The organism is Acidisoma sp. (assembly GCF_035492295.1).
Classification (GTDB): Bacteria; Pseudomonadota; Alphaproteobacteria; order Acetobacterales; family Acetobacteraceae; genus Acidisoma.
This window is the reverse complement of the sequence record NZ_DATJJK010000004.1, coordinates 1-22,564: the sequence shown is the minus strand read 5'-3', so window position 1 is coordinate 22,564 and position 22,564 is coordinate 1. Positions and strand designations below refer to the sequence as shown.

Sequence of the window (22,564 nt, the reverse complement as noted above, 5' to 3'; positions counted from 1 at the left end):
GGCGAGGCCGTTATAGGACTCGTCCACTGCCGTGCGGCCATAGAATTTCAGCGCCGACTGTCCGGCCCAGACGAGCGGTTCGCCCTCCACCATGCTCAGCGCGGTCGCATAGGGCATATGGGTGTGGAAGGCTGCGCGGGCGCGGGGCAATGCCTTGTGCAGGCGCGCATGGATGTAGAAGGCCGTGGCTTCCGGGCTTCCCTCGCCCTCCAGCACGTTGCCATGGAAATCGCAGACCAGAAGGCTGGAGGCCGTGACTTCCCGAAATGCCAGGCCGTAGGGATTGACGAGGAACAGATCGTCCCGCCCCGGCACCATGGCGGAGAAATGGTTGCAGATGCCCTCCTCCAGTCCCAGGCGTGCGGCCATGCGAAAGGCGGCGGCGAGGTCGATCCGCGCCTGGGCGAGGGCCGCTGCATCGACCTCCCCAAGGGAATTGGCACCCGCCTGGGTGCGGTTCGTCAGTTCATGAGCCATGGGCGGTTCGGCTTTCATCGGCGGCGAAGATGACCGAACTTGGCATCATTGGCCCGGTGGGAAAAGGCCCAGCCGCCGCGCGCCGTGGTGGATCAGGCGTTTTCGTGCGCCTGCGCGGCGATGTGCCGCAGTCGCTGGGGCGGCTGGCCGTAGGCGCGCAGAAACGCCCGGCGCATCCGTTCCTGATCGCCGAAACCGGTTTCGGCGGCGATGACCTCGATCGAATGCCGGCTTTGCTCGATCATGAGCTTCGCGCGGTCGAGCCGGAGCGCTTCGACCGCTTTGGCGGGTGAGGTTCCGGTTTCCGCCCGAAAGGCGCGGCTGAACTGGCGGGCGCCGAGCCGGGCGACGTGGGCCAGATCCTCCACCGAGAGCGGTTCCCGCAGGTTGTTGCGGGCATAGCGCAAGGCATCCTGAATGCGATCCGATTTCGGCTCAATCTTGAGGAGGGCGGAAATCTGCGGCTGGCCGCCCGCGCGCTGATGATCGACGACGAGAATGCGCGCGACAGTGACAGCAAGATCATGGCCGTAATCCTGCTCCAGCATGCAGAGGGCGAGGTCTATGCCGGCACTGTTGCCGGCCGCCGTCCAGATGGGGCCGTCGTTCACGAAGATGCGGTCTTTTTCCAGCCGGATGCGCGGGAAGTGCCGCTTCAAGGCATCGGTGAAAAGCCAGTGTGTCGTCACGCGCCGCCCATCGAGGAGTCCGGCATCGCCCAGCGCAAAGGCGCCTGTACAGATGGAGGAGACCCGGCGCGACGTATCGGCGGCCGCCCTGATGAAACCGCGCAATGGGTCCGAGGTGGGCAGAACGCGCGTATGGCCACCAATGATAATGGTGTCGAAACGCCGCTCCTGAAAGGTTGCCGTCTCCACGAAAGTGCCCGAGGCGGTGGCGACCGCCGCACCGTCCTCGGACAGCACCTCGATGTCATAGAGCTCTGCGTTTGCGCTATTGTTAGCGAATTCGAAGACGGACAGCGCGGCCAGGCTCATGATCGGGAAGCCAGGTGTGATGACGAACCCCAGGGTGAGCACGGGCGAACTCCGGGACCGGAAAAGAGGGATATACGACATATCTGAGTCGCGGCCCAGCTGTTAGCGTCCTGCCATCGGATCAAAGCATCGTAGGGAGGCAGCCGTGTCGGCTTCGGCAGAGCAGCGGACCGTTCTCGTGACGGGGGCGACCGGCGATACCGGGCGCGCGGCGACCCGGGAGGCGATCGCCCTCGGCCTCACTGTCCGCGCCCTCGTCCATCGCCGGGACGAACGCGCCGCCGCGCTCGAGGTCCTCGGCGCCCGTGTGGTCATTGGCGATCTTCTTGATATCGACACCATCGTGGCCGCGCTGGAGGGCGTCGACGCCGCCTATCTGGTATGGCCGGTGCAGCCCGGCCTCATCCATGCGACGGTCAATGTCGCGCAGGCCGCGAAAGAGGCAGGCGTCTCCCATATCGTCAATCTGTCGCAACGCTCGGCGGACCGCTATTCGAAAAGTCATTCCTGCCGCGACCATTTCATCGCCGAGCAGGTGCTTGACTGGTCAGGCCTCGCGGTGACGCATCTGCGGCCGACGCTGTTCCTCGAATGGCTGCTCTATCCCTGGCAGCTTCCTTCCTTTGTCGATCAGGGAATTCTGCGCATGCCCGCAGGCCAGGCACGCCATGCGCCGATCGGCGCCGAGGACCAGGGGCGCGTGATCGCGGCTCTCCTCAAGAACCCCGAAGGCCACGAAGGCCGGACCTACCCGCTGTTCGGTTTGCGCGAGATGGATCATGCCGAGATGGCGGCGGAGCTCAGTGAAGCGCTCGGCCGCCGCGTCGTGTATCAGGATGTCAGCATTCCGGATTATGCCGCCTCGCTCGAGACGATGGGCGTTCCCGCCTACATCATTCAGCACCTCGAAGGCGCGATGGTCGCCTATCAGCAGGGTGTGATGTCCGGCATGAACGATACGGTCGAGCGGATGACGGGACGCAAGCCGATGAGTGTCGGCGCCTTCGCGCGCCTGCATGCGGATGTTTTCAACCCTTCATAATATTGATGATGCAACCGAACGGTCAGCCTCGCCATACCTGCTCGATGCGTCTGGCTGGCCCAACGCCCGCAACAAGGAACGAATAACCAATATGGACAATCCCCGTCTTCTTGCCGAGCAACTGCCCGCCCTTGCCGCGATCTCTGTGCCCACCACCAAGATTCTCGCGATCGGCTCCGTTACGCCCAAGGGCACGCCGGAAGCGATCGCCCCCATTCTGCCCTTCGAGGTGCGCGCGACCGTGCGCAATTTCCTCGCGGGCCGGATTGACCAATGGTACTTCCAAACCGAAGGCAACGGGGTGGTCTTCATCATGAATGCGGGCAGCCGGGCCGAGGCGCACGCCATTCTGGAACAGCTTCCCCTCGGCGTCGCCGGCATGATGGAGTTCGAGTTGATCGCGCTCGGGCCGCTGAAGCCGCTGGCCATGCTTCTGGACGCACCCGCCTAGTCGGCCGGGCTCATGCAGCTGACACCGGAACTTCACGCGCTGGCGGTCATCACCACGGCGACCGCCCTGATGTGGCTGCCCTATGTCGCCGCGCGGTTGAGGGCGCGCGGCGTTCTGGCGCTCGCCAATGTCGATCCCGGTGTGCCGGCGGAGCCCCCCTGGGCCAAGCGGGCGCGGCAGGCCCATGCCAATGCCGTGGAAAATCTCGTGGTCTTCGCGCCGCTGGTGCTGGTGGCCGCTATCGCCGGGATCAGCACGCCGCTGACGACCGCGGCCTCCGTGACCTTCGTCGTCGCACGGTTGGCGCATTATTTCCTGTTTCTGTTCGGCGTGCTTTACGTGCGGACCTGCGCCTTCTTCGTCGGGGCGGTCGCGACCCTGGTGATTGCAGCCTCATTGTTGTTCTGACAATCTCGGTGGAGGGCGGCTGCCGCGTGCCGCCTCCATCTCCCGGCGCCAGCTTGCCCTGAGCACGCCAGGGCGCGTGGCATGGCGCTCCTCCAGGAACTCGGCCTCCATGATGCGGTCGGTCCGGAAGCTTCGGAAGGCCTGTCGCGTCTCGCACCAGCCGGCAATCAGGCGGATCGTCTCGGCATAGCCGATGATCACCGGCCAGATGATGCGCGTGCTTTCCGCGCCTGACTGGTCGCGGTAGCGGATGCGCAGCTTCCGCCCCTCGCGGATCCAGGCCCGCGTGCGCGCGATGTCGAGCCCGTCCACGGCCGGGTTGAGTGCGGGCGGTGCGCCGATCGCGGGCTCGGCGATGAAGGGGCGCAGCCGCTCCGGCACCGCGGTCTCGATCTTGGCGATGAGATTCCGCGCTGCCTGGGCAAGAACCGGATCTCCCCGTCCCGCGACCCATTGCGCGCCGAGCACGGCCGCCTCCAGCTCGTCCGGCGTCAGCATCAGCGGCGGCATGTCGAAATCCCGGTCGAGCAGATAGCCGATCCCGGCCTCACCCCGGATCGGGACGCGCTGGCCGATGAGGTCGGCGATGTCGCGATAGACCGAGCGGGTGGAGACCTCGAGTTCGGCGGCAAGTTCGGCCGCCGTCACCGGTCGGGGGGCGCGGCGCAAAGCCTGGATGATCTGGAACAGCCTGTCGGCACGGCGCATCGGAGCCTCTCCTGCTGACACCATGCTGTCAGCAGCCCCTCCCTAGAACAAGCGCATCACGCATAAGGGAACAGACCATGACGATCTTCGCTTCGACCCGTCTCATCACCGGGGACATCCGCCGCCTCGTCGATTTCTACGCGCTGGTCACCGGCATCGCGCCCAGCTGGCCGGCGCCGGTCTTCGCGGAATTCCTGACCGCACGCGCGACTCTCGCCATCGGCGCGGCTGAGACCATGGCGCTCTTCGGCACGCCCCCTGCCCGGCCTGGCGAAAACCACTGCGCCATCGTGGAGTTCCGCGTAGCGGATGTGGACCGGGAAGCGGCGCGGCTGGCGGCGGCGGGCATTGCTTTGGTGCAGGAGCCCACCACCATGCCCTGGGGCAACCGCTCCCTGCTGCTGCGCGATCCAGACGGTAATCTCGTCAATCTCTTCGCGCCCGTGACACCAGAGGCGATTGCCCGGTTCGCGGGGCGGTAGTCGTTGCTCAGACGGATCGAGACCGGACGGCGGGGCGGATCATCCGCCGCGCGGGGCGGGAATGTCACAGGCCGCATAGGTCACGCGGTCGCGGTCGTGCGTGTTCCAGGCCCAATTGATGGTCTCGTTCTCCGCCCCTGTGCCGCCAAGCTTTCCCCAATAGGCACTCGGGTAGCGGGCATGGGCGAGTGGCCCGTCCACCACCACCGCGACATGGCCGTGATTGCTGTGCTCGAACTGTTCATCGCCGCGCAGGCCGGCAAGCACGAGCTTGCCCGCCTTCGCGCTCGAGGCGGCTGCGGCTCCATCGGGCAAGGTTGTCCAGGTGCCCCCGGCACGGATCGTCATGACGATATCATTGGCGAGACCGGCGACCACCACGCCTAGCTTGCTGCCCACAGCCCGCACGAAGCCGCTGCAGTCATCCTTGTGGTCCGGGAAGCAGGTTTCGCAGGCGTCTCGCACGGGGTCCATGGCCAGTCACTCCCATTGTGTGTGTGAGGTTCGGCGAGGCGATTATGTCGTGCAGACCGTCAATGACTTCTCGAAGCCGGAGGCCATCAACAGATCAGGAGAAGAAATTCCGGCGGCAGCTCCCGGCGAAAGTGCCGGCGACCCTTAGAGCATATTTATACTTGCTTCGTCAGCATCGTTTCTTGAGGTGCCGAGAGAATGACGGTCTGCGCCGCTCTTTATGGGCGGGCTAAACCCCTTCGCCGCGGATCACCGTGCGCAGCGTCAGCGCCAAAATCCGCAAGTCGAAGCCCAGAGACCAATGGGTGATGTAGAAAAGGTCGTGCTCCACGCGGCGGCGAAGCTTCTCTACCGTATCGGTCTCGCCCCGCCAGCCGCAGACCTGGGCCCAGCCGGTCATGCCGGGCTTCACGCGATGGCGGCTGGCATAATCGGCCGCCGCCTCGGCAAAGGGCTGGCCAGCCGCCGCGGTGCCGAGCGCATGAGGGCGCGGCCCGACGAGGGACATGCTGCCCTCCACAACGTTGAGCAGCTGGGGCAGTTCGTCCAGGCTGGTGCGGCGGAGAAAGCGCCCGAGCGGCGTGACCCGGTCATCATTGGCGACCGCCTGGCGCGCGCCCCGATCATCGGCTGCTTCCGCTCGCATCGTGCGGAATTTCCGCACGCGGATGATGCGCCGGTTGAGCCCCCGGCGCGGCTGCACGAAGAGCGCGGGCCCCGGAGAGGACAGCCGCACGGCGAGCGCGATCCCCAGCATCAGGGGGGCGGCCAGAACCAGGAGGGACAGGCCAATCAAAAGGTCCTCCGCGCGCTTTCCGACGGCGGCAAACCCCGCCATTGGCCGCTCCTGCAGATGCAGGAACGGTAGCCCGACGACGGAGGAAAGCCGGGCCGGCGCCTCGTAAAGACGGGCGATATCGGGTGCGAGCCAGATATCCAAGGACACCCCGGCCATGATGCGCAGGATCGCGGCGATGGAGCGGCTCGCCGCTTCCGGCAGGGCGATGAGCAGGAGATCAACCTCGCTGGCTTCCACCAGGCGCCGTGCCGCGCGCAGCGTGTCGAGGCGCGGCCAACCGGGCAGGCTCTCCAGGGGCGGCATGCCCCGGGGGGTCAGGATGAGCGCACCAGCGATCTCGACCCTCGGCCCGGCGCGGTCAGGCTGGGCGAGGACGCGGGCGAGACGCCGCGCCGAAGCCGCATTGCCCACCACCACGGCCCGCCGCGCGACGGGCCGTGGCGGCGCATGGGTCAGCGCCGCCTCCACAGGCGCGCGGGCGAGCAACAGGGCCAAGGGGGCGCTGGTCGCCCAGGTAAAGAGCCAGTTGCGGTTGGTGGCCGGAATGCTGTCCGCCGGCACGGCATGGGCCGACCCAGGGCGGAAAGTCATCGCCTGTTCCCAGAAGAGCAGCACCAGCAGCAACAGCGCGAAGGCGTGGGCGAGGCACAGCACCGCCTCCATCCCACGCGCCGGATGCCACCCCTGCCCGCTCAGGCCCCGGCGATGCAGCAGCGACAGGGCGAGCGTTCCCGTTGCTACCACAACCAGAACCTCCCGTGGCGTGTGGGCGGCGTGTCCCGCCGGGTTCAGCCCCCGGCAGGCGAGGCCCGCAAGCACGACGGCGGCGAAATCGACGATCGCGAGGGCGATTGCCGGGCATGGTGCGGAGAGGCTTGGCGGCCCGGCGCCAGCGAGGGAGGCATCGAGGCTGCGACGCGACATGGCTGTGCCCGGCCTCCTACTGGTTCCGCGCCTCTCCGCTCTTTCTTCTAGTAATGTTTCGTTAACGAATCAAGCGGCTGGACCGGGCTCTCCGAAAACCCGGATATAGAGCGCGTCCAGCGCCTTGAGATGCATGCGCGCATCCATCGCCGCGTCCAGAACCTCGGCCGGCACGCGGCCCGCGACTTCCGGGTCGGCGTCTAGGTTTTCGCGAAAGGATCGGCCCTCGGCCATGCCCAGCCTGGTCCAGGTCGCCATCGCGTTCTTCTGCACGATCCGGTAGGCGTCCTCACGCGAAATGCCGGAGCGCGCGAGTGCCAGCAGCACCTCACCGCTGTGAACCACGCCGCCGAGGGATTCGATATTCGCGGCCATGCGCTCGGGATAGACCAGGAGCTTGTCCATCATGCCGGCGAGGCGCTGCAGCGCGAAATCCAGCGCGATGGAGGCATCGGGCGCGAACACCCGCTCCACGGAGGAATGGCTGATGTCGCGCTCATGCCAGAGCGCGACATTCTCCAGCGCCGGCACCACCGCCGCCCGCACCACGCGGGCGAGGCCGGTGATGTTCTCGCTCAGCACCGGGTTGCGCTTGTGCGGCATGGCGGAAGAACCCTTCTGCCCCGCATGGAAGAATTCCTCCGCTTCCCGCACTTCGGAGCGCTGCAGGTGGCGCACTTCCGTCGCCAGCCGTTCGATGCCCGATGCCACTACCGCGAGCGCCGAGAACCAGGCGGCGTGGCGGTCGCGCGGGATGACCTGGGTGGAGACAGGTTCGGCGGCGAGACCGAGCTTCTCGGCGACATAATCCTCCACCCTTGTATCGAGATGGGCATAGGTGCCGACGGCGCCGGAAATGGCACAGGTCGCGATTTCCGCTCGGGCGGCGACCAGGCGCGCGCGGTTGCGGGCGAATTCGGCGTAATGCCCGGCCATCTTCAGGCCGAAGCTGGTCGGCTCGGCATGGATGCCGTGGCTGCGGCCGATGGTCAGCGTGTGCTTATGCGCGAAAGCCTGCTTCTTCAGCGCCGCCAGCACCGCGTCCACATCCGCGATCAGGATGTCGGTCGCCTGGGTCAGCTGCACCGCGAGCGCGGTATCCAGCACGTCCGAACTCGTCATGCCGAGATGAACGAAGCGGCTGTCCGGCCCCACGCCCTCGGCGAGCCAGGTCAGGAAGGCGATGACGTCATGTCGCGTCACGCTTTCGATCTCGTCGATCTTGGCGACATCGGCGTCGGTCATGGCGGCAAGCATCGGGGCGCCGCGTTCTCGGATGGTTTTGGCCGATTCGCCGGGAACAGCGCCCACCATCGCCATGCCCTCGGCCGCCAGCGCCTCGATCTCGAACCAGATGCGATAGCGGTTGATGGGCGCCCAGATGGCGGCCATTTCGGGCCGGGAATAGCGAGGAACCATGGAATATCTCCGGGAAAAAGCGCGTTAAGGCCGCCCTAGCCCCCATGGCGGACGTTGACAAGCGCGACGTGGGCTTCAGATGAAGGGAAATGACCGAAGCAACCCTGCTCTCCCAAATTTCAGCCCTGGCCCAGGTGCTGATGATCGACCTGGTGCTGGCGGGGGACAATGCCGTCGTCATCGGCCTCGCCGTCGCCGGCCTTGCCCCGGCTCAAAAGCGGAAGGCCGTTCTCGCCGGCATCGGTTTCGCGGTCGTGGTGCGCATCGCCATGGCCATGGTGGCGCTGCAGCTCCTCGCCATTGTTGGCCTTACGCTGGCCGGCGGCATCCTGCTGCTGTGGGTCTGCTGGAAGATGTTCCGCGAACTCCGGCACCGGGCGGCCCATGCCGAGGGCGGTCCGCCCGCCATTGCCAAGACGCCGTTGCAGGCGGCGCTGCAGATCGCGCTCGCCGATATTTCCATGAGCCTGGACAATGTCCTGGCCGTCGCAGGCGCGGCGCATGAGCATCCATGGATCCTCGCGCTCGGCCTGCTGCTTTCCGTGGTGCTCATGGGCATCGCTGCGAGCGTGATCGCGACCCAGCTCGAAAAGCGGCGCTGGATCGCCTGGCTCGGTCTTGCCGTGGTGCTCTTCGTGGCGCTCAAGATGATCTGGGAAGGCTCGCATCGCGTGCTCGAGCATTTCGGCTATCTGCCCACCGGGATTTTGGCGGGCTGATCTGCGGGCGAGGTGTTTCGGCGGTCGTAGGCGCGGTCTAACTTTTCCAGCCAAGGCATCAAGGCCAAGCCGCAAAGGAATCCCGCAAATGACCGAAGAACGCCCTCCCCTGCCACCTTTCACCACAGAGGAAGCCGCTGCCCGGAAGGTGCGCGGTGCCGAGGACGGCTGGAACTCCCGCGATCCGGCGCGCGTGGCGCTCGCCTATACTCCAGACAGCCTCTGGCGCAACCGCGCCGAATTCATCCAGGGCCGGGCCGAGATCGAGGCTTTTCTCACCCGAAAATGGGCGCGCGAGCTGGAATACCGGCTGATCAAGGAGCTCTGGGCCTACACGGGCAACCGCATCGCCGTTCGCTTCGCCTATGAATGGCACGACGACAGCGGCAACTGGTTCCGCTCCTACGGCAACGAGAATTGGGAATTCGCGGAAAATGGGCTGATGCGGCGGCGGCTCGCCTGCATCAACGATCTGCCGATCGCGGAGCGTGACCGCAAATTCCACTGGCCGCAGGGACGGCGACCGGACGATCATCCGGGCTTGAGCGATCTCGGGCTTTAAGCCGCGCGGTCGCGCGCCACGCTGCCTGAACCGTCATGCCCGGGCATTTCGCGCCGGGCATGACGCCTTGGTCGAACGAAACTACTTGCCGAGAGCGGCGGCAATCTCGTCCTGCAGTTCCTTCACCGTGACGGCGATCTTCTCGGCCGAGAAGGCGTCGATTTCGAGGCCCGTGACGCGGCTATAGGCGCCGTCGGCGCAGGTCACCGGCACGCCGGCGATGATGCCCTCCGGGATGCCGTAGGAACCGTCGGAGGGGACCGCCATCGATACCCAGCCGCCATTCGTGCCCTGCACCCAGTCATGCATATGGTCGATCGCCGCATTGGCGGCGGAGGCGGCGGAAGACGCCCCGCGCGCCTCAATGATCGCCGCACCGCGCTGCGCGACCTTCGGAATGAAGGTCTCACGATACCAGGTCTCGTCGTTAACCACCTTCGGCAGGCTCTGACCGTTTGACGTCGAAAAACGCCAGTCAGCCAGCATCGTGGGGGAATGGTTGCCCCAGATGATCATCTTTTCCACCGTCGAGACTGGCACGCCGGCCTTGGCCGCCAGTTGCGAGAGCGCGCGGTTGTGGTCGAGCCGGACCATCGCCGTGACATTCGCCTTCGGGAAATCGGGCGCGAAGGCGGACAGGATTCCGGCATTGGTATTGGCCGGATTGCCGACGACGATCACCTTCGCGTCGCGCTTCGCGTTCTCGTTCAACGCGCGACCCTGAACCTTGAAGATCTCGGCATTGGCGAGCAGCAGATCGGCGCGCTCCATGCCTTTCGAGCGCGGGCGCGAGCCAACCAGGAAGGCGGCGTCGGCATCGCGGAAGGCGGTTGCCGGGTCGTCGGTGATGACGATGTCCTGCAGCAGCGGGAAGGCGCAATCTTCCAGCTCCATCACCACGCCGCGCACGGCGGCCTGGGCCTGGGGCAGATCGAGGAGCTGGAGAATGATCGGCTGGTCGCGGCCGAAGACATCGCCCTGGGCGAGACGGAAGAGGAGCGCGTAGCAGATCTGGCCGGCAGCGCCGGTCACGGTAACGCGTTTCGCGGGACGAGACATGTGAGCGTCCTATGTTCTTCACAGAGACCCGCTGTATGCCCCCGCGGGCAGCACTTTCCAATCCGGATATGCGATCGGTGTCATCCGCGGAGAGGGACCCAGGCCCCCGCCGGGGGGAGGTCTGGGGTTAAGCTCCGAGCAGGCTTTCAACCTGCTCCGCCGGGCGGCAGAGGCGGGTGCCGAGCGGCGTCGTCACGATCGGCCGTTCCACCAGTTCGGGATGGTGGACCATCGCCACCAGGATGCGCTCGTCGCTCACCCCTTCCTCGAGCAGCCCGAGTTCGGCCGCGAGGGGGCTCTGCCGGCGCAGCAGGTCGCGCGGACGGAGATGCATCGCATGGAAGAGGGCTTCAAGCCGGTCGCGGGTCCAACCCGTTTCCAAATAACGCACGATGGTCGGCAAATGGCCATGCGCTTCGATCAGGGCAAGTACCCGGCGCGAGGTGGGGCAGGCCGGATTGTGATAGAGGGTGACTGGGAACTTGCTCATTCTCGTTCTCCTTGGCCGCACTCAGAAGCGGATCAGACATTGTACGCCGCTGCTCGCATAGACGATGCGCGCCTCGCCCTGGCTGCGGGCGAAAGCCGATTGGATCAGGCGGGAGCCGAAGCCGCGGGAGGATGGTTCGCTCACCGGCGGACCACCAATCTCGCGCCACTCGATTTCCGTCCGGCTCTCCGTCAGGCGCCAGCCGATCTCCACCCGCCCCTCGGGCACCGAAAGCGCTCCATATTTTACCGCATTGGTGGCCAGTTCGTGCAGCACCAGCGCGAGCGCGGATGCGGCGGGGGGCGCCACCGGCAGGACCGGCCCGGCCAGGCTGCAGCGATCATGGCCGAAGGGCGCCAGCACGCGGGCGATGAGCCCGTCGAGATCCATGGCCTGCGTGTCGGTCGCTGCCTCCGGTTCGAGCGCGAGGGCGGCCGAGAGCGCTTCCATCCGGCCGCCGAACTGCTCGAGGAAATCGTCGAGCCCGCGCGCCTGACGGCCGGTCTGGTGCGAAATGGCGATGACGAGACCCATGAGGTTGCGCACGCGATGGCGCATTTCCTGGGCCAACAGCAGCGCCCGCTCTTCCGCCGCATGCTGCCGCTCGACCAGGGTGCGCAGCACGGCTGCAACGACGAGCACGACGCCGCCCACGAGCAGGAAGCCGAGAAGATGGGGCAGAAGCCCCTCAGCCACGTCGAAGTTGAAAAGCGGCGCGAGCCAGAAGAAGGCGGCGAGCAGAGCGCCGCCCGCGAGCGTGGTGAAGCCCGCAAGCGGGCCGCCCCAAACCGCCGCGATCAACACCGCCGGAAAGAAGGTGAAGAAGGGACCGTTGTAATGCAGTAGCGGCGTCAGCGCCCAGCGCAGAGCGAAACCCACGAGAAGGCATACCAGGGCGAGAACTTGCCCCTTCCAAATGGAACGGATGCGCCGGGGCAGATAATCAAACCAGTCCCGTTTTCCCGTCGCGCGGCCATCCGTCGCCATTGATGTCCCCGGAGGTTTTAAATCGTTAAGAAAGTGAAAATAGACGCCAGTCACGGTTCTGTGCAAACCGTGTGGTTCGGCTTACCGAAAGCGAGATGATTTCAGGGGGAATCAACCTGAGGTCTGCATCTCGCTTGCGATCAAAAAGTTAGAGATCTCAGCGCCGCAACTCCATTTGGATTGGCCCTTCCCGACGGCCATGGGTGAACTGATCGACCACCGGATTGCCGGAGTTCATGAGATCGGTGGCCGGCCCTTCCCAAATAATCCGGCCGCGGTGGAGCATGGCCGCGCGGTCGCCGATACGCGTGCTGCTCGCCATGTCATGGGTGATGGCAATGGCCGTGCTGCCCAGCCGCTTCACGCAGTCGACGATGAGCCCGTCGATCACCGCGCCCATGATGGGATCGAGGCCGGTCGTCGGCTCGTCGAAAAACATCAGGGCGGGTTCGGAAGCGATGGCGCGGGCCAGCGCGACCCGCTTCTGCATGCCGCCCGACAGTTCGGAGGGAGCGAGATGGCCAACCGAGGGGGCGAGCCCAACTTGGCCCAACACCGCTTCCGCTTTGCGCAGCGCGGCCGCACGCGGCACGTGGCGCTTGGCGATCAGGCTGAAGGCGACATTGTCCCGCACCGTCAGACTGTCGAAGAGCGCGCCGTTCTGGAACAGCATGCCGATCTCGCCGCGGGCCTCGTCCCGCGCGTGGCCGCCGAGCGAGAGGATATCCTGCCCGTCGATCTCGATGCGGCCTTCGTCCGGCTCGATGAGGCCGAGGATGCATTTGAGGAGCACGGATTTGCCGGTGCCCGAACCGCCGATGACGACCATGGAGGTACCGGCGGCGACGTCGAGGTCGACGCCGTCCAGTACCTGTTTCTCGCCAAAGGCCTTGCGCAAGGAGCGGATGCGAATCTTGGGGGTATCGGTCAGGCTCATCGGGTGAAGAAGACCTCGGTCATGACATAGTCGAGGGCAAGTACGAGGACCGAGGCCATGACGACGGCCGAGGTTGTTGCCGAACCCACGCCCTCTGCCCCGCCCCGGCTGCGATAGCCATGGAAACAGCCCGAGAGGGCGATGACGAAGCCGAAGACGATGCCTTTGGCGAGGCCGAGCGTCACGTCGCCAGGGGCCAGGGCGGCGAAACTGTCGTGGATATAGGCCGGGCCGTTGAAGCCGAGCTTCACCGTGCAGACGATGAAGCCCCCGAGGATGCCCAGGATGTCGGCGACCACAACGAGCAGCGGCATGGCGACGATGCCGGCGAGCAGCCGGGGGGCGACGAGATATTTCATCGGCTTGGTGGAGAGGGTCTGCAGCGCGTCGATCTGGTCGGTCACCCGCATGGTACCGAGTTCGGCCGCCATGGCGGCGCCGGCGCGCCCCGCCATCATCAAGGCCGCCAGCACCGGCCCGAGTTCACGGGTGACGGACAGCGCGACGATGGTTGCGGTCTGGGACTGGGCGGCGAAACGGGCGAATCCGGTGTATGACTGCAGGGCGATCACCATGCCCGCAAAGATGGCGGTGAGCGCCACCACGGGCAGCGAGAGGAAGCCCATCGAGAGCATCGCCCGGCCGAAAAGCCGCGGATAGAAGGGTGGCAGGACGATATTGACCAGCCCTTCGACCGCGAAGATGGCCAAGGCCCCCGCTGATTGCAGGGAGGAAATCGCCCAGCGGCCGATGGCGGCCACGGCATTCAGAATCGCATTCATGCGCCCAGATAGACTCGATGGAAGCGCCTGCCCAGAGAGGTCAGGATTTCATAGCCATTCGTGCCCGCCACGGCGGCGAGACGATCGGGGGGGATTTCGGGGCCGATCAGCGTGCCCCAGCTGCCGATCACGACCTCGGGACAGTCGGTGACGTCGACCGTGATGAGGTCCATCGAGACCCGTCCAACGAGCGCGCAGGCGCGGCCTGCAAAGGCGCGGCCAGCGAAGAAGACCTCCGCCCCCTGGCCAAAGGGCCGGTTGCCGAGGGCGCGGTGGTAGCCATCCGCATAGCCCACGGGCAGGGTCGCGATGCGGCTTGGCCGGGTCGCGATCCATTGATGATCGTAGCCCACCCCTTCGCCCGTCGCGACCTCATGCACCTGCATGACCCGCGCGCGAAGCGTGGCGACGGGGCGCATCGGATTGGGCCGGTCGGGCGTGGGATTGAGGCCGTAGAGGGCGGCACCGGGCCGCGCAAGGTCCGAGGCGAAGTCATTGCCCAGGAACAGCCCGGAGGAATTGGCGAAGCTGGTGGGGATTCCGGGGAAGAGTGCTGTCATTTTGGCAAATAGCGCCGCCTGCTGGGCATTGAGGGGGCTCGAGGGGCTGTCGGCCGCGACCAGATGGGTCATGACGAAGCGCAGGTCGATCCCGGCGATACGGGCGGGCTCGGCGGCCAGCGCCCGCGCCTCGGCGGGTGTGATGCCAGTGCGGTTCATGCCGGTGTCGATGTGCAGCAGCGCCGGCAGCGGGCGACCCGCCTGCCCCGCCGCCGCGTTCCAGGTATCGACCTCGCCGAGGCTGCCGAGCGCGGGCAGAAGATCCTGAGCGAGAAAGCTGTCCACCTCCCCCGGCCCGAGCCCATGCAGCACGGCGAGCATGGCGCCGGGAAGATAGGGGCGAAGCGCCATCGCCTCGGCCAGATGGGCGGTGAAAAAATGGCGGCAGCCCTCGGCGTGAAGGCGCGCGGCGATGGGGGCCGCACCGAGGCCGTACCCGTCCGCCTTCAGGACGGCGGCGGTCTCTCGCCCCGGCCCGTGCTGCGTGCGAAGGGTCCGCCAGTTGTGGGCGACGGCATCGAGGTCGATCTCGAGGACCGCGCCGGAGGTCGCTTCTGCCTCAGAGATGGCCGGTTCCCTCCTGGCCGAGAATGATGGCTGCAGCCCGCCTGCCATCCGATACGGCGCCGCCGACCGTTCCCGCCGTGCCGTCCGTCCGGCAGGCTTCGCCCGCGAAAAGCAGCCTCCCCTCGCCGACCGGCTCCGAGAGCAGCGCACGGGCTCTGGCCGCACCGGGCCTGGCATAGCTATAGGCACCAAGGTGATGCGGATCGGTCGCCCAATCGGTCGTGAAGCCCCCGGGCGCGAAGATGCGGTCGGCCTCCGACCCCAGCATGGCGCGCCATTCGGCCCGGAAAAGGCTGTCCGCCGCGCGTGGATCCTCCGCCACCGCCCAGGCGGCATCCCCGCCCACGAAGGCGATGACATGATCGGTGCCGCGCGGCCAGGCGATGGTGCTGAGGAAGGGCGCCGAGAGGCTTTCCCGGCGGCGAAAAAGATGCGTCGTGGCCGTCATGCCGAGCCGGTCCGCCCCCGCCGCGCGGGCGACGATCTTGCTCAGCAGCCCCATCGGCAGGTCATCGATCGCCTGGGCCGTCTGGGGCGGCAAGGAGGGTGTGAAACGCAGCCCGCCCGCCTGCAGAACGCCCGTCGAGACGGTGACGATCACCTGTGCTGCCGTCACCACGCCCTCCGGCGTGTCGATGCGAAGGTGCGGCCCGCTCCAGTCGATACGGGTCGCCGGGCAGTTGACCCGGATCGGCCCGGCGCTATCCAGAAGGAGATCGAGCAGGAGCTGCCCGAATCCCTCGGGCGGCATGAGATTGGTGCCGTCGAGCTGGTTGAGCCGAAAATCGGCGAGGCTCAGATAAGGCGCGTCGACAGACTGGATGAGGCTCGCCTCCCAGGCCTCTATGGTCGGCGCCCAGGGGTTTTCGTGCCGGAAGGGGCCGATGGCGGCGGCGAGCGCCCGATCCGGTACGGCCGGGGCGGCCATGACAATCGCTTCCCATCGCGCTGACGCGGCATCGTATTCCGCGTGCTCCGTGGCCGTCGCGGCGCGGCCCTGCACGAACATCAGGCTGGCATTGCGGAAGGCTTTCTTGAGCGGAACCCGCCGCGCCTCGGCCATCGGAACGACCGGGTTGGTCTCGGCCATGTGGATCCACGCGGCGCCCTCGTCCAGCCAGGCGCCGCCGAGCGCCGCGGGCCGGGTGGTGCGGGCCCGCCCGCCCGGCTGAGCGGCCGCTTCCAGGATCAGTGTGCGCCGCCCCGCCCCCCGCAGCGCGGCAGCGGCGGCCAGACCGGCCGCCCCTGCGCCTATGATCGCAACATCGACCTCGCTCATGCGGTCAGCGCGGGTCGTCGTGGGTCTGGTCGAGATCGCCGAAGCGGGTGAACTCGCCTTCGAAGAAAAGGTCGATCTTGCCCGTGGGCCCGTGGCGCTGCTTGGCGATGTAAAGCTCGGCCTTGTTGTGGACGCGCTCCATGTCCTGCTGCCACTTGTCCAGCGCCGCCTGGAACTTGTCCTCCGAATCGTATCCCATCTGCTGCGGCGCGCGCTGGGCGAGATAATATTCGTCGCGGTAAATGAACATGACCATGTCCGCGTCCTGTTCGATGGAGCCCGATTCGCGGAGATCGGACAGTTGCGGGCGCTTGTCCTCGCGGCTTTCCACCGCGCGGCTGAGCTGGGAGAGCGCGATGACGGGCACCGAGAGCTCCTTCGCCAGCGCCTTCAACCCCTGGGTGATCATGCTGATTTCGAGCACGCGGCTTTCCGGCCGGGTGCCCGCCGCCGGGCGCATCAGCTGCAGATAGTCGACGATGACGAGGGCGAGGCCCTTGCTGCGCTTGAGACGCCGGCAACGGGTGCGTAGCGCCGAGAGGGTGATGGCGGGCGTATCGTCGATCTCCAGCGGAATAACCGCGAGGTCGCGCGAGACCTGGACGAAGCGGTCGAAATCCTTGGGCCCGATGTCGCCGCGACGGATACGGTCGCCGCTGACCCGCGCTTCCTCCGCGAGCAGACGGGCCGCAAGCTGTTCGGCGCTCATTTCCAGCGAAAAGACCGCGACCGAGCCCTTCATATGCGGATCGCCGCCGCCTTCCTTGAGCGACTCGGCGAGGGATGCGCGGGCGGCGCCGGAGGCGATCTTGGTGACGAGCGCGGTCTTGCCCATGCCCGGGCGGCCGGCCAGGATGACAAGATCGGAGGGATGCAGACCGCCGGTCTTGGCATCGAGATCGCGCAGGCCCGTGGAAAGGCCCGATACACCGCCCGACCGCTGGAAGGCGCGTTCCGCGCTTTCCAACGCCAGGGCCAGCGCCCGCTCGAAGGTGATGAAGCCGCCCTCGGCGCCGCCGCGGGTGGCGAGATCGAACAGTTGCTGCTCGGCCGATTCCATCTGGGCGCGGCCGTCAAGCTCGGGCTCGGCGCCGAAGGCACGATTGACCAGGGTTTCGCCGACATCGATGAGCTGGCGGCGCAGCCAGGCATCGTGAATGGTCTGGCCGTAATCGCCGGCATTGATGATGCCGACCATGGCGGTCAGCAACTGGCCGAGATAGCCAGTGCCCCCGACCTCATCGAGCACGCCGGAATGCTCGAACTCGGCCTTCAGTGTCACCGCGTCGGCCAGCTGCCCCGCCTCGATCCGGCGGGAGACCGACTGGAAGATGCGGCCATGGATGGGATCGGCGAAATGCTCAGGGGCGAGGAACTCCGACACCCGCTCATAGGCCTTGTTATTGGCGAGGAGTGCGCCGAGCAGGGCCTGTTCGGCCTGGAGGTTGCTTGGGGGCAGGCGCTGGCCGAGACCTGCGAGCGGGGAGTCGATGTCGTTCATGAGTCCCAGCATAGACCGGTCGCTCCCCGCGATCACCACCCCTCGACGTGGAGATTCGGGGATAAGGACCGGGGGGGGCGTCTCACCCCGGCCCGCCCGTTCCTTCCCGCACCTGGATGAGCCCGCCCGCGACCCGGCGGGCGAGATGCCCGGCCGCGGTGATGCGTGCCGTCATGATGCCAGCGATCTCCTCCTCACCCAGCCCCTCATCCGTCGCCGCTTCGTCCGTGCAGCGGCGGAAGAGCTGGCCGGTCAGCGCTTCGCTCGTCTCCATCCAGGCCCGCAGATGCGAGACCGGGGTGAGCGGCGCGTCGTCGATGACGGTGATGGCCGAGGAGCCGCGCGCGGTGTGAGAGCGGAAGCGGCCGAGATTGATCTGGGCGGAGGCGCGGTCGAGCCGGATTTGCCCGACCGTCAGCCGTGACAGTTCGAGAAGACGGAAGGCGGCGGAGACATGGAGCGCGATCAGCGCGCGGTCGCGCAGACTCTCCAGCTCGGTCTCCGCTGTCCTGTCGAGCACTTCATGCCAGAGATCGACACTGCGCCTTTGCGCACCGCGCCGTGGCCGCCGGGCGCTCGGCCGCACCAGGAAATCCCGGATGATCTGCGCATCGCCGTGGGAAAGCGGCGTCGGCAATCCGGCATTGCGGTGCATATAGCTGATCGCCGCGACACGGCGGTTGAGCGTTGCCATGCCGGCACCCGTCTCTTTCTCGCCCTGCAGAAAACTGGCGACGGTCGCAGGATGAGCGGGCAACTCGACTCGATCGTGATCGAGACACCATTGGCAAAAGCGCAGCCAGTCGTACTGGTAGGTCCGCTCGGTCGACAGGGAGACCGAGGAGAAATCCTGGCCATGCGGGCGGTCCGGAATGGCCGTGAAGAGCGTGTCTCGCGCGTAGTGGTTCAAGACTCCCGACTCCATTGGGAAAAGTTGACAAGCAGACACACGTCCAAAGTTGGACGACGCAGACACGGATTTTGTTTGATGTTCGTTCCGAAGCGGGCGTCCGAGGCGAACGCGAACCGACCCCCCTGTTAGACAGGGCAGACATCCCCGCCGACTAGGTGCGCCGGAGACATATGTTTCCTGCCAGATCGGGTATGACAACGTCGATAGACGTTAGCGCAACGTCATGAAAGTGACGTCGATGTATCAGTTCGGCCTCATCGTCGTGGCATATAGGACACATCCACGATCGGCGGCATTGCAGTTATGTGTTTATTGTTGATGCAACTCAGCCATCGAATACACATTCCCGTGCGCCGTCATGCAATCCGCAGCTCGGGCGTGTCATATCGGGATGAAGACACTATGAAAAAATTGTTGATGGCATCGTGCGCCATCGGAATCGGGATGATGACGACGGGTGCCGCCTTCGCCCAGACCGCCACCCCCGGCAGCGTCACCGTCCGCCTGAATGGCCGCATCAACTGGTATGCGGGCGTCGAAAGCTCATCGCTCGACAGCATCGACGGCACGAAGACGGCGACCGATTCCTTCTACGGCTACATGCGCCTCTATCCGGGCTTCGACGGCGTGGCCGCCAACGGCCTGCACTATGGCGCGGCGACCCAGATCCGCACCGACTGGGGCTCCTCGGCCTCCTCCGAGAGCCTCTACGTCTTCCAGGCCTATGGCTATTTCGGCCTGCCGCAGCTCGGCCAGATCAGCTTCGGCCAGCAGAACGGCCCGACCGTGCTCTTCGAGACCGGCACCTTCGAAGGCTTCAACGATGGCGGCTGGTGGGGGGACCTTCCGGTCATCGTTCCGAACAACGCGGAGGCCGTCTATCCCTTCGTCGACAACAGCAATTTCGACCAGACCACCAACAAGGTCGTCTACCTCTCGCCGATGCTGAGCGGCTTCCAGTTCGCGCTCGGCTTCACCCCGAACCAGACGGCGGCGAACTACGCCCCGGCCGAAACCTCGGTCACAACCGCGGTCCCCGGCGGCACGCCGCGCAACCTGATCGACATCGGCGGCCAGTATACCCAGACCTTCGGCGGATTCGGCATTCAGCTCGGTGCCGACTACAACCATTCCGGCCAGGTCAGCGGCACGGGCGCCCAGACCGAGAGCTACACGACGCCTAGCGGCTATAAGAATCTCGATATCTTCTCCGGCGGTGCGACCGTCACCTATGCCGGCCTCACGGTCGGCGGCAACACCGTCTTCGGCAACTTCAACCAGGTCAGCGGCTACACCTTCCAACTGGAACCCAATGGCGGCCAGGCGGCCATCGGTTGGCTCGCTGGCGCGCAATATACCGCGGGCCCGCTCACCGTCGGCGCCAGCTACTTCCAGTTCAATACGACGGGTGACCTGCCGGGCGGCATCGATGCCGGCTCGGGTGCCATCATCACCGCCGATGGCCTGACAACCGGCCAGCAGTCCAACCTCGGCTTCGCGGCGGGCGCCACCTATACGCTGGTGCCGGGCGTGAACCTCTTCCTCGATTATGATTATGGTCAGCGTCACCAGGGTGGCTTCGACTTCGCGACCAATCTGGCCGGCACCGAGCACAACAATGTGCGGGCGCAACTCTTCGGCGTCGGCACTCAGATTCAGTGGTAATCTGACACCCAGCCCAGAGCGCGAGAGAAGCGCTCGCACTTCCATCTGGCTCGGCTAGCAAACGCCATCTATTTGAAGCAGGGAGGGGTCCGGTGGAACCCTCCCTGCCCTTTTTCATGGCGTGATGGCGACCTTCAGCACCCCATCCCGCTGATGGGCGAAGAGATCATAGGCCGTCTCGATCTCGTCCAGCTTGTAGCGATGGGTGACGAGCGGCTTCAGATCCGCACGGCCGGAGGAGATCACCTCCATCATCCGCCGCATGCGCTCCTTGCCGCCCGGACAGAGGGTGGTGATGATCTTGAGATCCTTGAGCCCGGCACCGAAGGGGCCGAGCGGGATCGTCAGATCTCCCGAATAGACGCCGAGGCTGGACAGCGTACCCCCCGGCCGCAGCACTTCCAGGGCCGCCTGGAAGGTCGCCTGCGTGCCGAGCGCCTCGATCGCGACATCCACCCCGCGTCCCTCCGTCACCCGCATGATCGCCGCCACAGGATCGGTCTCACGGAAATTGATGACATGGCTCGCGCCAAGGCGCCGCGAGATGTCCAGACGGCTGGCGATCCCGTCCACGGTGATGATTGTGGTGGCCCCCGAAAGCTTCGCCCCCGCGGTCGCGCAAAGGCCGATTGGACCTTGCGCGAAAATCGCGACGGTATCGCCGATGCGCACATGCCCGCTCTCCGCGCCGGAGAAGCCCGTGCTCATGATGTCCGGGCACATCAGCACCTGCTCGTCGGTCAGGCTGTCCGGCACGGCGGCGAGGTTCGCCATCGCGTCCGGCACCAGCAGGAATTCGGCCTGGGCGCCGTCGATCGTATTGCCGAAGCGCCAGCCACCGAGGGGCTTGAAACCGTGCCGCGTGCCCGGACCGTCCTGGGACCAGGCGCCGCACTGGCAGGCATTGCTGTGGCCGCAGGGCGTGATGGCGCCGGCGATGACGCGTTGGCCCTCTTTGAAGCCTTGAACGGACGAACCGAGCTTCTCGATGATGCCGACCGGCTCGTGCCCGATGGTGAGGCCTGACTCAACCGGATATTCGCCCTTCAGGATGTGAATGTCGGTGCCGCAGATTGTCGTGGTGGTGATGCGGATCAGCGCATCCAGGGGCCCGGGCTCGGGGACCGGCTTCTCGCCCAGGATGATCCGCCCCGGCTCCAGAAAGATCGCCGCCTTCATCTTGGCCATGACCTTCGGCCTCCCTGATGTGGAAGCCCGGAGTCTGGACGTCTGTCTCCGCGACCACCTTGACCTGGGTCAAGCACCGGGGCGCGGGCGAGATCACGAAGGTGCGACGGGCTATTTCAGCCGATAGACCGAGACCGGATCGCGGCCGAGCCGGGCTTCCAGTGCCAGCCGGTAGTCCTGACCCAAGGCCGCCTCTACCCGCCGGCGCGCGGCCGAATTCTCGTCCCGGTAGGGCGCGCTGACGATGATCGTCGTCGGCCGGGTCGCCAGAATGCGCGCGACCTCGGCGGTCTGATCGACACCGAGCGAGCGCGCTTCCGCGTCCCGGGACAGATGGCTCGGGAAGGCGAAGCACGTCGGCATGCAGGCCGTGGTCGCATCGTAGAAGGCGGGGTCGCCGCTATAGACATAAAGGCAGCCTTGCGGGTCGATCGCGCGGGCGATCGCCTGGAACTCTTCCCGAGAACCGTGATGCGCGAGGCTGGTGACCATCATCATCTCGCCGATCACGAAGACCGCGCCGAGGAGGCCGAGCGTCGCGACGCGCCAGTGCCGCTGCCCGAAAAAGCCCGCCGCAGCGGCCGAGGCCGATACGAGCACCGGCAGCAGATAGTGGTGCAGATAGGTGCCGAAGACGAGCAGGCCGAGGAGTGCGGCCGCCAGCCAGAGGAGCAGGAAGCGCCGGGCAAGCGTATGGCGGCTGCACGCCTCGCCGGGTGGCACCAGGGCGCAGAGAATAAGCGGCGCCAGCACCGCCAGGATCAGCGCGAGACGCAGCAGCAGCAACCCCGGCCCGGCATCCGATGATCGTTCAAAGATCGACAGAAAATTCGCAAAGATGAAGGCTTGTGCGTGGCCCATGGCGATATAGGCAAGCAGCGCCACGAGCGTCGGCAGAAGTGCCACCACAACCCATAGCAACCCCCGCAACAGTGCACCCGGCACCCCGCTTTCCCGGCGGCCGAGCCACAGGAACGAACAACCGAAGAAAATGCCCTCGAAGACCGCGCTGTATTTGATCTGCAGGGCGAGGCCGGCGAGGAGCATGGCCGCCGCTCCGGCGGCCGTGAGGTTCGGGAAGGGCCGCATCTCGCCCAGCATGGCGCGCAGCGTGATCAAGCCCGCCAGTGCCATCGGCAGGTTGTAGAAGATGGGGGACTGCCCGGCCCCGGC

Annotated in this window: 24 protein-coding genes; 7 read left to right on the top strand and 17 right to left on the bottom strand. The window is 66.4% G+C overall.

The genetic code is table 11. From position 1 onward, the window contains the following. Positions 1 to 477: aldolase (locus tag VL752_RS00415; protein ID WP_325351753.1), on the bottom strand; the 477-nt coding region annotated here is incomplete at its 3' end. 92 nt (positions 478 to 569) lie between these two features. After that, positions 570 to 1,517, bottom strand: a complete 948-nt coding sequence (locus VL752_RS00410) for a GlxA family transcriptional regulator (RefSeq protein ID WP_325351752.1) — start codon at positions 1,515 to 1,517, stop codon at positions 570 to 572. A gap of 103 nt (positions 1,518 to 1,620) precedes the next feature. Here VL752_RS00410 and VL752_RS00405 point away from each other — a divergent pair, with 103 nt between their 5' ends. The 3 genes from VL752_RS00405 (at position 1,621) to VL752_RS00395 (ending at position 3,376) form a co-directional block, all read left to right on the top strand. After that, positions 1,621 to 2,517, top strand: a complete 897-nt coding sequence (locus VL752_RS00405) for an NmrA family NAD(P)-binding protein (protein ID WP_325351751.1) — start codon at positions 1,621 to 1,623, stop codon at positions 2,515 to 2,517. A 91-nt stretch (positions 2,518 to 2,608) separates the two neighbouring features. Next, positions 2,609 to 2,968: a hypothetical protein gene (locus VL752_RS00400; protein WP_325351750.1), complete on the top strand. Its 360-nt coding sequence runs from the start codon at positions 2,609 to 2,611 to the stop codon at positions 2,966 to 2,968. 12 nt (positions 2,969 to 2,980) lie between these two features. Next, the gene (locus tag VL752_RS00395; RefSeq protein ID WP_325351749.1) at positions 2,981 to 3,376 is read left to right on the top strand and encodes an MAPEG family protein; all 396 of its coding nucleotides are present in this window, start codon (positions 2,981 to 2,983) and stop codon (positions 3,374 to 3,376) included. Here the strand turns inward: VL752_RS00395 and VL752_RS00390 are convergent. Further along, a complete protein-coding gene (locus VL752_RS00390; RefSeq protein ID WP_325351748.1) occupies positions 3,362 to 4,084 on the bottom strand; it encodes a helix-turn-helix transcriptional regulator in 723 nt (240 codons plus the stop codon). The genes VL752_RS00395 and VL752_RS00390 overlap by 15 nt on opposite strands. 77 nt (positions 4,085 to 4,161) lie before the next feature. On the opposite strand from VL752_RS00390, the gene VL752_RS00385 reads away from it, so the two are divergent. Continuing rightward, the gene (locus VL752_RS00385) at positions 4,162 to 4,566 is read left to right on the top strand and encodes a VOC family protein (protein WP_325351747.1); all 405 of its coding nucleotides are present in this window, start codon (positions 4,162 to 4,164) and stop codon (positions 4,564 to 4,566) included. A 39-nt stretch (positions 4,567 to 4,605) separates the two neighbouring features. Here VL752_RS00385 and VL752_RS00380 read toward each other — a convergent pair whose 3' ends face one another. The 3 genes from VL752_RS00380 to purB form a co-directional block, all read right to left on the bottom strand. Then, positions 4,606 to 5,040, bottom strand: coding sequence for a hypothetical protein (locus VL752_RS00380; protein ID WP_325351746.1), 435 nt, complete (start codon positions 5,038 to 5,040; stop codon positions 4,606 to 4,608). Between the two features lie 229 nt (positions 5,041 to 5,269). After that, positions 5,270 to 6,763, bottom strand: a complete 1,494-nt coding sequence (locus VL752_RS00375; protein ID WP_325351745.1) for an exopolysaccharide biosynthesis polyprenyl glycosylphosphotransferase — start codon at positions 6,761 to 6,763, stop codon at positions 5,270 to 5,272. 69 nt (positions 6,764 to 6,832) lie between these two features. Then, complete coding sequence (gene purB, locus VL752_RS00370) at positions 6,833 to 8,182, bottom strand: adenylosuccinate lyase (protein ID WP_325351744.1); 1,350 nt, start codon at positions 8,180 to 8,182, stop codon at positions 6,833 to 6,835. Between the two features lie 89 nt (positions 8,183 to 8,271). Here purB and VL752_RS00365 point away from each other — a divergent pair, with 89 nt between their 5' ends. Both VL752_RS00365 and VL752_RS00360 read left to right on the top strand, forming a co-directional pair. Next, on the top strand, positions 8,272 to 8,901 hold the full coding sequence (locus VL752_RS00365; RefSeq protein ID WP_325351743.1) for a TerC family protein: 630 nt from the start codon (positions 8,272 to 8,274) through the stop codon (positions 8,899 to 8,901). An 88-nt stretch (positions 8,902 to 8,989) separates the two neighbouring features. Next, entirely contained in the window at positions 8,990 to 9,463 is a 474-nt protein-coding gene (locus VL752_RS00360; protein ID WP_325351742.1) for a nuclear transport factor 2 family protein, read from the top strand. 81 nt (positions 9,464 to 9,544) lie between these two features. On the opposite strand, the gene VL752_RS00355 is transcribed toward VL752_RS00360, so the two are convergent. From VL752_RS00355 to VL752_RS00315, 9 genes are all read right to left on the bottom strand, one after another. Next, complete coding sequence (locus VL752_RS00355; RefSeq protein WP_325351741.1) at positions 9,545 to 10,522, bottom strand: malate dehydrogenase; 978 nt, start codon at positions 10,520 to 10,522, stop codon at positions 9,545 to 9,547. 127 nt (positions 10,523 to 10,649) lie between these two features. Beyond that, the gene (gene arsC / locus VL752_RS00350; RefSeq protein WP_325351740.1) at positions 10,650 to 11,012 is read right to left on the bottom strand and encodes an arsenate reductase (glutaredoxin); all 363 of its coding nucleotides are present in this window, start codon (positions 11,010 to 11,012) and stop codon (positions 10,650 to 10,652) included. Positions 11,013 to 11,033: 21 nt separating this feature from the next. After that, positions 11,034 to 11,999, bottom strand: a complete 966-nt coding sequence (locus VL752_RS00345; protein WP_325351739.1) for a sensor histidine kinase — start codon at positions 11,997 to 11,999, stop codon at positions 11,034 to 11,036. A gap of 157 nt (positions 12,000 to 12,156) precedes the next feature. Then, positions 12,157 to 12,936: an ABC transporter ATP-binding protein gene (locus tag VL752_RS00340; RefSeq protein ID WP_325351738.1), complete on the bottom strand. Its 780-nt coding sequence runs from the start codon at positions 12,934 to 12,936 to the stop codon at positions 12,157 to 12,159. Continuing rightward, positions 12,933 to 13,718 (bottom strand): MlaE family ABC transporter permease, encoded by a 786-nt coding sequence (locus tag VL752_RS00335; RefSeq protein WP_325351737.1) that lies wholly within the window; start codon positions 13,716 to 13,718, stop codon positions 12,933 to 12,935. The genes VL752_RS00340 and VL752_RS00335 overlap by 4 nt, the downstream gene beginning before the upstream one ends. Then, the gene (gene alr / locus VL752_RS00330; RefSeq protein ID WP_325351736.1) at positions 13,715 to 14,893 is read right to left on the bottom strand and encodes an alanine racemase; all 1,179 of its coding nucleotides are present in this window, start codon (positions 14,891 to 14,893) and stop codon (positions 13,715 to 13,717) included. The genes VL752_RS00335 and alr overlap by 4 nt, the downstream gene beginning before the upstream one ends. Continuing rightward, the gene (locus tag VL752_RS00325) at positions 14,838 to 16,124 is read right to left on the bottom strand and encodes a flavin monoamine oxidase family protein (protein ID WP_325351735.1); all 1,287 of its coding nucleotides are present in this window, start codon (positions 16,122 to 16,124) and stop codon (positions 14,838 to 14,840) included. Before VL752_RS00325 ends, alr begins: the two co-directional genes overlap by 56 nt. 4 nt (positions 16,125 to 16,128) lie before the next feature. Continuing rightward, on the bottom strand, positions 16,129 to 17,625 hold the full coding sequence (locus tag VL752_RS00320; protein ID WP_408863034.1) for a replicative DNA helicase: 1,497 nt from the start codon (positions 17,623 to 17,625) through the stop codon (positions 16,129 to 16,131). Between the two features lie 82 nt (positions 17,626 to 17,707). Then, positions 17,708 to 18,535 carry a hypothetical protein gene (locus VL752_RS00315; protein WP_325351733.1) on the bottom strand — a complete coding sequence of 276 codons (828 nt, stop codon included), beginning with the start codon at positions 18,533 to 18,535 and terminating at the stop codon, positions 17,708 to 17,710. Positions 18,536 to 18,982: 447 nt separating this feature from the next. Here VL752_RS00315 and VL752_RS00310 point away from each other — a divergent pair, with 447 nt between their 5' ends. After that, on the top strand, positions 18,983 to 20,203 hold the full coding sequence (locus VL752_RS00310; RefSeq protein ID WP_325351732.1) for a porin: 1,221 nt from the start codon (positions 18,983 to 18,985) through the stop codon (positions 20,201 to 20,203). A 114-nt stretch (positions 20,204 to 20,317) separates the two neighbouring features. Here VL752_RS00310 and VL752_RS00305 read toward each other — a convergent pair whose 3' ends face one another. Next, a complete protein-coding gene (locus tag VL752_RS00305; protein WP_325351731.1) occupies positions 20,318 to 21,391 on the bottom strand; it encodes an NAD(P)-dependent alcohol dehydrogenase in 1,074 nt (357 codons plus the stop codon). Between the two features lie 111 nt (positions 21,392 to 21,502). Beyond that, a partial coding sequence (locus tag VL752_RS00300) for a hypothetical protein (protein ID WP_325351730.1) occupies positions 21,503 to 22,564 on the bottom strand: 1,062 nt, incomplete at its 5' end.